At 35.5% G+C, this 14,395-nt stretch carries 9 protein-coding genes; 4 read left to right on the top strand and 5 right to left on the bottom strand.

Going from position 1 to position 14,395, the window contains the following annotated elements:
• Positions 1–65 precede the first annotated feature (65 nt).
• Together JMI89_RS04660 and JMI89_RS04655 are read left to right on the top strand one after the other, a co-directional pair.
• Positions 66–1,016 (top strand): ABC transporter permease, encoded by a 951-nt coding sequence (locus tag JMI89_RS04660; RefSeq protein WP_187754387.1) that lies wholly within the window; start codon positions 66–68, stop codon positions 1,014–1,016.
• Positions 1,013–1,807, top strand: a complete 795-nt coding sequence (locus JMI89_RS04655) for an ABC transporter ATP-binding protein (protein WP_220679443.1) — start codon at positions 1,013–1,015, stop codon at positions 1,805–1,807. The genes JMI89_RS04660 and JMI89_RS04655 overlap by 4 nt, the downstream gene beginning before the upstream one ends.
• A gap of 1,373 nt (positions 1,808–3,180) precedes the next feature.
• Here the strand turns inward: JMI89_RS04655 and gltP are convergent.
• The 4 genes from gltP to dcd all read right to left on the bottom strand — a co-directional run bounded on the left by gltP (position 3,181) and on the right by dcd (position 10,139).
• Positions 3,181–4,509: a glutamate/aspartate:proton symporter GltP gene (gltP, locus tag JMI89_RS04650; protein WP_187754385.1), complete on the bottom strand. Its 1,329-nt coding sequence runs from the start codon at positions 4,507–4,509 to the stop codon at positions 3,181–3,183.
• An 80-nt stretch (positions 4,510–4,589) separates the two neighbouring features.
• Positions 4,590–7,265, bottom strand: coding sequence for a DNA topoisomerase (ATP-hydrolyzing) subunit A (gene gyrA, locus JMI89_RS04645; RefSeq protein WP_220679442.1), 2,676 nt, complete (start codon positions 7,263–7,265; stop codon positions 4,590–4,592).
• 331 nt (positions 7,266–7,596) lie between these two features.
• A complete protein-coding gene (gene asmA / locus JMI89_RS04640; protein ID WP_220679441.1) occupies positions 7,597–9,534 on the bottom strand; it encodes an outer membrane assembly protein AsmA in 1,938 nt (645 codons plus the stop codon).
• Positions 9,535–9,557: 23 nt separating this feature from the next.
• Complete coding sequence (gene dcd, locus JMI89_RS04635) at positions 9,558–10,139, bottom strand: dCTP deaminase (protein ID WP_187754382.1); 582 nt, start codon at positions 10,137–10,139, stop codon at positions 9,558–9,560.
• Positions 10,140–10,560: 421 nt separating this feature from the next.
• On the opposite strand from dcd, the gene JMI89_RS04630 reads away from it, so the two are divergent.
• The gene (locus JMI89_RS04630) at positions 10,561–10,914 is read left to right on the top strand and encodes a DMT family protein (protein ID WP_187754381.1); all 354 of its coding nucleotides are present in this window, start codon (positions 10,561–10,563) and stop codon (positions 10,912–10,914) included.
• A gap of 81 nt (positions 10,915–10,995) precedes the next feature.
• Here the strand turns inward: JMI89_RS04630 and apbC are convergent, their stop codons facing one another.
• Positions 10,996–12,081, bottom strand: a complete 1,086-nt coding sequence (apbC, locus tag JMI89_RS04625; protein ID WP_220679440.1) for an iron-sulfur cluster carrier protein ApbC — start codon at positions 12,079–12,081, stop codon at positions 10,996–10,998.
• A 198-nt stretch (positions 12,082–12,279) separates the two neighbouring features.
• Between apbC and metG the strand changes: the two genes are divergently transcribed.
• On the top strand, positions 12,280–14,310 hold the full coding sequence (gene metG / locus JMI89_RS04620; RefSeq protein ID WP_220679439.1) for a methionine--tRNA ligase: 2,031 nt from the start codon (positions 12,280–12,282) through the stop codon (positions 14,308–14,310).
• The last annotated feature ends 85 nt before the right edge of the window (positions 14,311–14,395 follow it).

Genomic DNA, 14,395 nt, shown 5'->3' with positions numbered 1-14,395 from the left:
ATTAATTAATTTGTTTTATTGCTTATTAATCCATTAATAAGCAAATTCATTAGGATATATAACTCATGTCATTTGAATTTTTTCTCGGTTCGTTAGAGATAGGCCTCATTTACGCCATTGTGAGTCTTGGGGTATTTATTTCATTTCGGTTGTTAGATTTCCCTGATCTGACCGCTGATGCTAGTTTCCCGTTAGGGGGGGCAATTTGTGGTTTATGTTTATACTTAGGCATCAATCCATGGCTTGCAACATTTTTTGGTACTGTTGGTGGTTGTATTGCTGGAATCATGACTGGTTGGTTGTATGTCCGTTTAAATATTTTACAGTTACTATCCAGTATTATTGTCATGATTGGTCTTTATTCCATTAATTTACGGATCTTAGGACTAGGTAAATACCTTAATGATGAAATGGATACTTGGGTTGGATCACCTAATTTACCCCTGCTTAGTACTAATACTATTTTTAGTCCGTTTATTAATGAGGATGCTACCAATCAATATATTGTACAACCACTGCTAGTTTTCATATTCGTGATCGCTATTTGGTTTTTATTAAACGCCTTTCTTAATACTCAAAAAGGTTTAGCATTACGTGCTACAGGTACCAATCAACGTATGGCAAAAGCTCAAGGTATTGCAACTGGTCGAATGGTCATTTTAGGTATGGCGATTTCTAATGGCTTAATTGCATTGGGTGGATCATTATTTATCCAGACACAAGGAAGCGCTGATATTACTATCGGTGTTGGAACGATTGTTATTGGTCTTGCATCAATTATCCTGGGTGAAAGCATCTTCTCAGCTAAACGGATGTGGGCAATCACGTTATCCGTCATTTTTGGTTCGATCTTATATCGCTTATTTATTGCGATAGCCTTAGGTAATGAACTATTAAAAGATATTGGTATTGGCAGTGAAGATTTAAATTTGATCACGGCTATCTTAGTGGTTTTAGCGTTGGTATTACCAAAACAGTTAAAAAAATGGAAAAGCAAAAGAGGTAAATCCGCATGATAAAAGTCGAAGAGTTGCAACTTACTTTTAATGCTAATACACCGATAGAAAATCATGTATTACGTGGTTTGAACCTCAATATTAAAGAAGGGGAATTTGTTACGGTTATTGGTAGTAATGGTGCGGGTAAAAGTACGCTATTAAATGTTATCAGTGGTGATTTAATTGCTGATTCCGGTTATGTTATTATCAATGAAAAAGATGTCAGCCATTTACCCGCATGGCGTAGAGCGGGTTTAGTCGCACGGGTTTTTCAAGACCCAATGGTAGGTACGTGCGGTAATTTAACCATCCAAGAAAACTTGGCTCTTGCTTATAATCGTGGTAAAAAAGGCCGTTTAATACCAGCGTTAAATCATAAAATGACTGACATATTCCGAGAAAAATTGAGAGTTTTAGATCTTGGGTTAGAAAATCGTTTATCAGATATGATGGGATTGCTATCAGGAGGGCAACGACAAGCAGTAAGCCTATTGATGTCAACCTTACAACCGTCTAAGCTTTTATTGCTTGATGAACATACTGCCGCATTAGATCCAAAAACAGCTCAGTTTGTTTTAGAATTAACTAATCAAATTGTTAAAGAAAATAAATTGACGACAATGATGGTGACCCATTCAATGAAACAAGCTTTACATTATGGTACACGTACTGTAATGCTACATCAAGGTAGAGTGGTATTAGATGTATCTGGTGAAGAACGCCAAAAACTAACTGTTGCTGACTTACTTACAAAGTTTGAAAAAACGCGTGGCGAAGAAGTGACTGATGATACACTGTTATTAGGTTAATTACTATTTACCACTAATATTACTGGCAATTTGATATTCGAACCACAAAACCACCTGATTAGGTGGTTTTGATTCTTTTTATTATACCTCGTAACATGGTTATACGGTATTAAAGCTAATTTCCCACTTGGCTTATTTTAAGTACCTTTTTAAACTATCACCACGTTATTACGCGTATAAAACTGATATAAAAGCTTATTGAAAAAATTTGTTAACAAGAGGAGTATCGACGGCTCGCTAACCCGTGATTTAGGATTGATAGAATGTTAAATATGGTACGCCAGCTATCAATACCGAAACATTCACTATTGTTTAAAATATGTAACTCAGTCATCTAGTTTATGGGGATAACAGAGTACACCGGCGGCTCGCTAGCCCTTAATTTAGGATTGCTGGAATGTTAAATATAGTACGCCAACTATCAATACCGAAACAATTACTATTGTTTAAAATATATAACGTAGTCATCTATTTTGTGGGGGTTAACAGAGTACATTGAGGGCTCGCTAGCCCTCGATTTAAATATTGGTAATATGTGTTAGATATAGCACATCAGATATTAACCTTCGAAACATTCACTATTGTTTAAAATATGTAACTCAGTCATCTAGTTTGTGGGGATAACAGAGTACACCGGCGGCTCGCTAGCCCTCGATTTAAATATTGGTAATATGTGTTAGATATAGCACATCAGATATTAACCTTCGAAACATTCACTATTGTTTAAAATATGTAACTCAGTCATCTAGTTTGTGGGGATAACAGAGTACATCGAGGGCTCGCTAGCCCTCGATTTAAGTATTGGTAATACGTGTTAGATATAGCACATCAGATATTAACCTTCGAAACATTCACTATTGTTTAAAATATGTAACTCAGTCATCTAGTTTGTGGGGATAACAGAGTACATAGAGGGCTCGCTAGCCCTCGATTTAAGTATTGGTAATACGTGTTAGATATAGCACATCAGATATTAACCTTCGAAACATTCACTATTGTTTAAAATATGTAACTCAGTCATCTAGTTTATGAGGATAACAGATCACATCGGCGGCTCGCTAGCCCTTAATTTAGGATTGCTAGAATGTTAAATATAGTACGCCAACTATCAATACCGAAACAATTACTATTGTTTAAAATATATATCGTAGTCATCTATTTTGTGGGGGATAACAGAGTACATTGAGGGCTCGCTAGCCCTCGATTTAAATATTGGTAATATGTGTTAGATATAGCACTTCAGATATTAAGATCCGAAATAATCACTACACAAATAAAAGAATTAATTAAAAATACTAAACAAAATTAGAATAGCTCTAAACCAACTTGCTTATTCTAATACAGCAGCTAAGCTGGTTTTTATCACAATAATATTATTTTGCTAAGAAATATTCTTTTTCATATTCTCGGGCTTTTTTGTCATCAAACAATCCTTCCCAACGAGCAATAACAATTGCTGCCAATGCATTGCCGACGACATTAACAACAGTACGTCCCATATCTAAAATACGTTCAACACCCATAATATAGCTAATACCTTCTAAAGGAATTCCTACACTGCCAAGTGTTGCAGCAAGAACTAGGATTGACGCACCTGGTACACCAGCAATACCTTTTGAAGCAATCATTAAAGTAATAACGATAATAATTTGCTGCATGATCGATAAATCAATACCATATAATTGTGCCAAAAATATCACGACAATACTTTGATAAAGTGTTGAACCATCAAGATTAAATGAATAACCGGTAGGAATGACAAAACTAGTTACTGATTTTGGTGCACCATACGCTTCCATTTTCTCGATAATCTTCGGTAATGCCGTTTCAGAACTTGCGGTTGAAAAAGCAATAACTAACTCTTCTTTTAAAATTCTTAGTAACATAAAAATATTGAAATGACATAACTTACAGACGAATCCGAGTACAACCAGTGTGAAAACCACCATCGCTAAATATACCAAAGCAACTAACTGTAATAATGGTATTAATGATGCGAAACCATATTTAGCAATCGTTACCGTCATTAAAGCAAAGACGCCTATTGGCGCATAAAGCATAATCATATTAGTGACTTTAAACATGGTATCAGAAATGACTTTTAAGAAGTCAATAAACGGCTGGCGTTGTTTATCTGGTAAATTCATTAGCCCTAAACCAAAGAATACGCAGAAGAAAATAACCGGTAATACTTCACCATTTGTCATGGCGTTAAAGATATTAGCAGGAATCATATCCAAAATCATGACGATGAGTCCATGCGGTTTTTCACTCATTTCGGCACTTTTTGAAATATAGGTTGAAACATCCGCTTGAGTCAATTGTTCTAAGTTGACACCTTCTCCAGGGCAAAATAAATTACCAAATAATAAACCTAATAAAATCGCAATTGTGGTAATAATCTCAAAATATAAAATAGTTTTAAAACCAAGCGTACCTAATCGTTTAGAGCCACCTAAACCAGCAATGCCTAATGTTAAGGTACTTAAAATAATCGGTAACACGATCATTTTAATCAATTTAATAAAGATTTTCCCTGCTGGTCCAAAAATATTCTCGATCATGAATTGGTAATAACTATTTAATGGATGAGCTGAGGCAGAAATATTGTGTAATAATGTACCAACAATAACTCCAAAAATTAAAGCAAACAATATTTGCCAAGCGAGACTTTTACTAAATTTTTTTAAAATTAATGACATATCTTTCCCTTTCCGATAATTATTGATAAAAGATCTGTTCACAGTAATCTTTTATTGCTCTATTCAAACGGGGATGAGCATTATTCCTCATCATTTTGATTAAGTTCGCTGTCATCTTCAGCCTCAGCAACACGCTGTAAACCGACAACTTTTTCGTTTTCAGCAGTACGAATTAACGTTACACCCTGCGTATTTCGACCCACGATACTCACTTCGCTAACTCGTGTTCTTACCAATGTTCCAGCATCAGTGATCAACATGATTTGATCCGTTTCTTCGACTTGAACTGCACCCACGACTTGACCATTACGTTCACTGACTTTAATTGAGATAACACCTTTAGTCGCTCGTGATTTTGTCGGATAAGACGCTTGTTCGGTTCGTTTACCATAACCATTTTGGGTAGCCGTTAAAATCGCACCATCGCCACGAGGTACAATTAAAGATACGACTTTGTCATCATGATCAAGTTTTATACCACGAACACCAGCAGCAGTCCGCCCCATAGCACGTACCTTATTAGCAGGGAAACGAACAACTTTACCATTAGCAGAAAATAACATGATATCTTCCGTAGTAGAGATTTCTGTTGTTTCCTCATCTTCAGATTCAATCTCTTCAATGATAACATCGTCATTGATTTCGTCATCTTCTATCACTGACAACGGATCATTATTAGTTAAATCAACCCCAATTAATTCATCATCATCACGTAAATTAATAGCGATAATGCCTCCACTACGTGGACGACTAAATTCGCTCAGTGATGTTTTCTTAACCGTGCCTTGTGCTGTCGCCATAAAGACACAATGTTCATCATCAAATTCTCTAACTGGTAAAATGGCCGTAATGCGTTCATTTGCTTCCAACGGCAGTAAATTGATGATCGGACGCCCTCTTGCGCCACGGCTAGCTTCTGGTAATTGATAAACTTTCATCCAATACAAGCGCCCTCGACTTGAGAAGCAAAGAATAGTATCGTGTGTATTGGCAACAAGAAGTTTTTCAACAAAATCCTCTTCTTTGATTTTAGTTGCTGATTTACCTTTCCCGCCACGACGTTGTGCTTCATAATCAGATAATGGCTGATATTTAACATATCCTTGATGTGAAAGTGTGACGACCACATCTTCTTGAGCAATGAGATCTTCAATATTGATATCAGCGCTGCTTGCGGTAATTTCTGTCCGTCTGGCATCTTGGAATTGCGCTTTAACACTTTCTAATTCCTCGCGGATAACTTCCATTAAACGCTGAGGATTAGCCAAAATATGCAATAGTTCAGCAATTTGCGTCAATAATTGTTTATATTCATCGAGAATTTTTTCGTGCTCAAGCCCAGTTAAACGATGTAAACGTAATTCTAAAATTGCCTGAGCTTGCGCATCAGATAAATGATAATAACCATCCCGAATCCCATATTCAGGAGCAAGATCCTCTGGGCGAGCAGCATCGTTACCAGCTTTTTCAAGCATTGAAGCGACATTACCTAATTGCCAAGCTTTTTCCAATAATTTAGCTTTCGCCTCGGCTGGAGTTGCTGCGGCACGTATCAACTCAATGATCGGGTCGATATTTGCTAATGCAATAGCTAAACCTTCTAAAACATGGGCTCGTTCGCGCGCTTTACGCAACTCAAAAATAGTACGACGTGTCACCACTTCGCGACGATGTAGCACAAACGCTTCAATCATATCGCGTAAGTTAAGCAATTTAGGTTGTCCTTTATAAAGGGCAACCATATTAATCCCAAAGGTAACTTGTAGTTGCGTTAAAGAATAAAGATTGTTCAAAACAACTTCACCTACGGCATCACGTTTAATCTCAATAACAATACGCATACCATCTTTATCAGACTCATCACGTAATGCCGAAATACCTTCTATTTTTTTATCTTTTACCAATTCAGCGATTTTTTCGATAAGTTTTGCTTTATTAACTTGATAAGGAATTTCATGAACAATAATGGTTTCACGTCCGGTTTTATCATCAACCTGAATTTCCGCTTTTGATCGAATATAGATTTTACCTCGACCCGTTTTGTAAGCTTCCTCAATACCTTTGCGACCATTAATCATTGCCGCAGTCGGGAAATCTGGTCCTGGAATATACTCCATTAAACCATCAACCGTGATGTTTTCATCTTCGATAAATGCCAAACAACCATTAATGACTTCGGCTAAATTGTGTGGTGGAATATTGGTTGCCATACCCACAGCAATACCAGAGGAGCCATTAACTAATAATGCAGGTATTTTCGTTGGTAACACTGCCGGTATTTGTTCTGTACCATCATAATTAGGGACAAAATCAACTGTTTCCTTTTCCAGATCGGCTAATAATTCATGAGCAATTTTTGCCATACGAATTTCGGTATAACGCATTGCCGCAGCAGAATCACCATCAACCGAACCAAAATTACCTTGCCCATCAACCAACATATAACGTAATGAAAAAGGTTGCGCCATACGGACAATCGTATCATAAACCGCGGTATCACCATGAGGGTGATATTTACCGATAACATCACCGACAACACGCGCAGATTTTTTGTAAGCTTTATTCCAGTCATTACCTAAAACATTCATCGCAAAAAGTACACGTCGATGAACGGGTTTTAAACCATCGCGGACATCAGGTAATGCACGTCCTACAATCACCGACATTGCATAATCAAGGTAAGATGTTTTTAATTCTTCTTCTATATTAACAGGTGTAATTTCTCTGGCGAGTTCTGTTGTTGATACTTCGGTCATAGAACCACTTTCTCTCTTGATAAAAATAAATAAATTTATCTGAAATTATATCATAATTTTAACAAATTAGGCAGTGAAATAGTTAAATTAAATCAGTCGGGATAACAGGTTAAAGCTGGCATTTTTAATATAAAATATCATCTTTTATAAATGGTAAAATAGTGAATAATGAATAACATAACTTTAAATCATAACGGTAGCTTATTTTCGAATAGTTGATATTTAATTTTACAATTCTCCAGTACTAGCTAACACTTTTTTATTTAATAAAAAGCCACATAATTAATTATGTGGCTTTATTGTATAAATAATTACATTAAGATTAAAATCGTTACTCTTTATTCTTTGATTTATTTTTCTTAAGAAAACTACCTATTAAATCTTTCACTTTTTCCTTCTCATCATCACCATTATTATCTGATGCATCATTATTTTTTGTATCGCTTGAAGTATCTTTAAGCTTATTATTTAGACGATCTTTCAGACGCTCAAGCTCATTTTGAATTTTGTCGTTAAACACATCGCTAACCAATTTATCAGTATTCACTTGATATTGTAATTGATCAAATTTACCATGAATACGTAATGGTATTTCAACCTTTTGTAACTTTTGGATAGTCTTACTATCTTGATTCCAACCACCTAAAATTTTAACTAATAAATTAATATCTAAATCATGTTTATCTAAACCAATTCGACCACTCCCATTCATGTCTAACGTGGATGATGCAGCCTTAATCTCAGAAAGATTCATATCACCATTAGCTAAAGTGGCATTTGCACTGAGTTCATGCAAAGAGGTATATTTTTGATAATCATCTGAAGATACAGCCTTTTTCCAAAATTTTGCAACAGCATCTTGCACAATTTGTTGTAAATTAATATTATCAAAACGGGCGTTATTTACCGCCATACCTAAATCACCAGTCAATGATTTCATGATATTATCTGGATTAATACTGGTTAATACGACATTACCGTTGGCATTAAGTTGTCCTTTTAAATTATTCACCATCTCTAATTGACTTAATAAACTGCCTAGATCAATATCAGTGATTTTTGTCGCTAATTTGATTAAAGTGGTCGACTGTTTGCCATTGGCAATCCCTTTGGCATTAATATGCCCATTAGCAATATCAAAATCTGCTTTTTCAATTGTTGCTATACCATCCTTATTGGATAGATTAACCACTAATTGATTAATTACTAATTTTTTAAATAAGACCTCATTTACACTCAGGCTAAATTTTGCATCAAAATTGTTTAAAAATGATAATTCATTTCCTTTAGCCGGCGTCGATGTTACAACTGGTTGTTTTCGTGATAGTTGTTCGGTATTTACATTATCAGAGATTTTATTAGGGTTAGTAAATGGTGTTAAATCAAATTTGTCGGCAGTAAATATTCCTTCAAAGTAAGGTTTTTTATCAAGGTTAGCTTGCAATTTGCCGGTAATCTTATTGCCATTTAAAATTAAAGCAAAATCATTACTATGCATGGTCATTGGTGTTTTCTGATAATTAAAAGTTCCCGTGACTTGCCCTTTTAATTGATCAGCTGCCTCCCCAACGCCCTTATAATTATAATCTAACTTATTTAATACGACTTCTGCACTTTCTGGGAAATGAACCAAATTAACATCGGCATTTAAAGCATAAATGAAATCCTTCTGATCACGATTGACACTGCCGCTAAAATCAATCGAAACGTGTTTTTCATCTTTTTGTGTCACCGAAAGGTCAATATTTCTAAAATTAATAATATCTTTATCCTTTTGGTAAACAACGGTGCTATCAACAATATCTAACTTATTAAGAGTAAATCGCCAATTTGATGGTTTTTTCGCGTCGGTATTTTGTTCAGTTTTTTGATTAACGGTTGTGGTTGGTTTACCATTCTGGGCCACTTGTCCTTTACTGTCATCTGAAATATTGATAATAGCGGATTTTACCAATACATTTTTAACAGTTAATTGTTTGGAAAATAAAGGGAGTAATTCAACATCAAGACGCATATTATCAGCAGTTAATAATGGTTTTTTTGCTCCTTCATCGACCAAACGGACTGAATCAGTCAAAATACTAATTTGGGGCCAAACATGCCAACGCAAATCCCCCTCTATTGTTAACACATAACCTGTTTTATCTTTAACTGTTTCAGATATATAGCCTTTGAAATTATTTGGATCGACAAATACCACTAAAGCGATAATACCGGCTATAACTAATACAATTAGAATTAACAATGTCAATAATAACTTCTTAACCATCTTACTTCCCTCATTCCACACACTTAATCTTTATCTATTCGGCTCGCGACTGCGCCTTGTTGCCCTTTATATTTAGCATCTTGACGACGATTATATGGCCGATCTGCTGGACCGCTTAATGTCTCAAAGCTCAAGGCACCGATTGTCATATTTGGCCTTAAGGCTAACGGCAATTTACCCGAATTATAAAACTCCAAAACAATTTGACCATCCCATCCTGGATCGATACGATGTGCGGTGACATGCACCATCAATCCAAGACGAGCCAGCGATGAACGACCATCTAACCAACCGACTAAAGTATCTGGAATTGATACTGATTCTAATGTTACCGCTAACGCCAGTTCGCCTGGATGCAAATAAAATGCTTCGTCGTCAGCTAAAATAATTTCTTCACCCATAATTCGTTCAAGTGCTAAGGAAACATCTTCTTTTGGACCACTTAAATCAATATAAGGGGCGGTATGTTCGCGAAAAGTTCGAAATCGGTTGCCTAACCTTACGTCAACTGTTGCACCATTAATACTATTAGGGTGTGGTTGAGGGGTGATTTTTAGTTTTCCTGCAGCTAAATATGCTTCAATATCACGATCGCATAATCTCATTTATTTGACTCCGAACAAATTTTTAATCTGTCCCCATTTTAGCAGATAGTCACTGGTTTGATAAATTTAACTTTAATTTCGATTTTTTTTCGGTAGTTGATTATCAAGATTACATAAATAAAATCATATTTTTCAAAACGTTAAAAATGTGATGACTCATAATTTAAGCTAATCTTAACATTTAACAACCTATTAAATCTATTATCAATAAATTGATTGCTTATTTTATAACTTTTAGCTTATTCATACGTTTTTTCCGTGTAGTATGGACTTATATTGATTGAAAAGTTATAAAAGCAATGTATAGAATAATATGGCAAAGTTTATCAATTACTTAATTAAAATATATTGGCTAATATCATTAGGTTAAGGTATTGTTAAGTCTTCCTCTTTTTTGATTATTTAATTTATTATCTTCATTATGAATCCTATTTATATTACGATTGGTATGCTTACCCTAAGCAATCTTTTTATGACTTTTGCTTGGTACGGTCACTTAAAATTTTTACATAATAAAACATGGATTGTCGCTGCTTTAGTCAGTTGGGGAATCGCCTTGTTTGAATATTTATTACAAGTGCCTGCCAACCGCATTGGTTATCAAGTCGCTTCCGCAGGACAACTAAAAATTATTCAAGAAGTCCTTAGCTTAAGTGTCTTTATTCCTTTTTCACTCTTTATTTTAAAAGAGCCCTTTAAGTTAGATTATATTTGGGCGGGTTTATGCTTACTCGGCGCCGTTTTTTTTATGTTTCGTGATAAGATTATGAGCTGAAACGCAAGTTCATTGATCAGCTTTATTGCAATACCAAAGCGTTAATATAGTTTATGACGCTTTGGTGCATATTACTCTTGACTATAATGTTTTCACAGAAATATCAGGAAGAATCACTTTACCTTGGAAATAAAGTATTGAAGCTATGTTGTCTGCCAAATGGCAATATATATCGGTAAATTTACTTGTTGGATGACTCATCACCGTTGGCTTACCTTGATCTAAATCCTGCCGTAATGAACGGTGTAATGGAATTTGCCCAAGTAATTGCGTGTGATATTGTTGCGCTAATTTTTGGGCCCCTTCTTCACCAAAAATTGTTTCATGATGACCACAATTCTCACAAATGTGGTAACTCATATTTTCAATGATCCCGAGCGTAGGAATATTGACCTTATTAAACATCGCAATCCCTTTTTGAGCATCAATCAAGGCAATATCTTGTGGAGTTGTCACAATGATACTAGCTGTTACCGGAATACTTTGGGCTAAGGTTAATTGGATATCGCCGGTTCCTGGTGGCATATCAATTACTAAATAATCTAATGTTGGCCATAACGTATCATAAAGCATTTGTAACAATGCTTTACTCGCCATTGGGCCACGCCATACCATTGCATTGCCCTGTTCAACCAAATATCCAATGGAATTGGTAGCTAAACCGTATGCCATAATTGGCGTCATATGTTGATTATCAGGTGTCAGTGGATGTTGATCACTCGTACCAAGCATCGTTGGAATAGATGGACCATAAATATCTGCATCTAGTAAACCCACTTTAGCCCCTTCATGTTGCAATGCTAATGCTAAATTTACCGCTGTAGATGACTTACCGACCCCACCTTTTCCCGAACTTACAGCAATAATATTTTTAATATTTTTTACCGCATGCTGATTATTAGCACGCTTTAAAGTCGCAATATCATATTCGATTGACCAAAGAACGGCTTTGGCTTTCGTTGTTTGAATAATTATATCCGTCGTTTGTTGTTGTAGTATTTCAAAAACACTTCGCCAAACAAAAGGCATGACCAAAGAAATTTTTAACTTATCCCCAAACCAGACACACTCTTTGACTGCATTTAACTCAAACAAATTTTTGGTTAATGTTGGATGGTTAAATTCAGATAAGATGAATTTAACTGATGTTAAATCTCTAACAGACATTGATACTAACCTTATAATCCATTAATTTATGATTTTATTGCAACAAATTATGGCACAAATCTAGCGATAATCCTATGTTTGATGTAGTATTTACAGATCATTAGCTGGAATTTAGCTTGCGCAAATATTAAGCAAGGCATAATATCAGCACTCTAGAGAGATATATCCTAAATCAGCAAGAATTAGAAGGTGTTAAAGATGACTGACAAACGTAGAATTTTGGTAACCTGTGCCCTGCCTTATGCAAATGGTGCAATTCATTTAGGTCATATGCTTGAACATATTCAAGCCGATGTATGGGTTCGTTATCAACGCATGCGTGGTCATGAAATCTATTTTATTTGTGCCGATGATGCCCATGGTACACCAATTATGCTTAAAGCAGAACAATTAGGTATAACCCCCGAACAGTTAATTGCTAGCGTTAAGCAAGAGCATAAACGGGATTTTGCTGGTTTTAATATTAGTTTTGATAATTATCATTCTACTCACAGCCCAGAAAATCGTGAGTTATCAGAATTAATTTATCAGCGCTTACAAAACCATGGTTATATAAAAACTAAAATTATTTCTCAGCTTTTCGATCCTGAAAAACAGATGTTTTTACCTGATCGTTTTGTTAAAGGTACTTGCCCTAAATGTAAATCACCGGATCAATACGGCGATAACTGTGAAGTTTGTAGTGCAACATATAGTCCTATTGAGCTTATCAATCCTAAATCAGTGATTTCTGGCGCAACGCCAATAATCAAAGATTCCGAACATTACTTTTTTGATTTACCAGAATTTAAATCAATGCTTCAAGAATGGATTCGCTCAGGTTCTCTGCAAGAACAAGTGGCTAACAAAATGCAGGAATGGTTTGAATCTGGTTTACAGCCTTGGGATATTAGTCGTGATGCACCATATTTTGGTTTTGAAATTCCTGGTGTTCCTGGCAAATATTTTTATGTTTGGCTTGATGCCCCAATTGGCTATATGGGATCGTTTAAAAACTATTGTGACCATAGAGGTACAATATCATTCGATGATTTTTGGCAAAAAGATTCATCGACTGAACTGTATCATTTTATTGGTAAAGATATTGTTTACTTCCATAGCTTATTTTGGCCAGCAATGCTGGAAGGTAGTGATCATCGTAAACCAACTAATATATTCGTGCATGGCTATGTTACGGTTGATGGTGCTAAGATGTCTAAATCACGTGGAACCTTTATTCAAGCTAATACTTATCTAAAATACCTTGACCCTGATTGTTTACGTTATTACTATGCTGCCAAATCATCAGCGGCGATCGATGATATCGACCTAAGTCTTGAAGATTTTGTTCAACGTGTTAATAGCGATATTGTTAACAAAGTAGTAAATATTGCTTCACGTTGTGCTGGATTTATTCATAAGCGTTTTGATGGCAAACTATCACAATACATTTTAGATCAAGATCTGTATGATATGTTTATTGCAAAGGCCTCTATTATTGGTGAACATTATGAAACACGTGAACTAGGTAAAGCCATTCGTGAAATTATGGCACTAGCCGATGAAGCAAATCGTTTCATTGATGAAAAAGCACCTTGGATTGTAGCAAAGCAGGCAGATCAAGAACAATTGCTACAAGATATTTGCTCGATGGGCATTAACCTATTCCGAGTAATTATGACTTATTTAACACCAGTTATTCCATCATTAAGTCAACGAAGCGAAGAGTTTTTAAATACAACATTACAATGGGATACGTTAGATCAACCATTGGTTAATCATACGATTAATAAATTTAAAACATTGTTTAGCCGTATTGAAATGTCGAATATCGAAAAGATGATTGAAGAAACCAAAACACTATTAAATACTATCACTCAACCAACCGGTGCAATCGCCGAACAACCAATTTCAGATATCATCAATTTTGATGTTTTCGCCAAAGTTGATTTGCGTGTAGCTTTAATTAAAGAAGCAAAACTGGTGGAAGGTTCAGATAAATTACTTCAATTAACCCTCGATTTAGATGGTGAAATTCGCAATGTGTTTTCAGGTATCCGCAGTGCTTATCCTGATCCCTCACAACTTGAAGGTAAACTGACTGTTATGGTCGCTAACTTAGCACCTCGTAAAATGCGTTTTGGCGTTTCACAAGGCATGGTGCTTTGTGCCAGTGGTACACAAGATAATGCTGGCTTATATTTATTATCACCAGATAGTGGTGCTAAACCAGGTATGAAAATTAGCTAACCGGCTTTTATTTATCGTCACGACTCGTGATGCTTAAAAAGTGACTCTAATTACCAACTAATAAAAATAACCCCGAAACTATCGG

It is taken from the genome of Frischella sp. Ac48 (assembly GCF_019641635.1).
Classification (GTDB): domain Bacteria; phylum Pseudomonadota; class Gammaproteobacteria; order Enterobacterales; family Orbaceae; genus Frischella; species Frischella japonica.
This window is presented reverse-complemented; position numbering and strand designations above follow the sequence as displayed.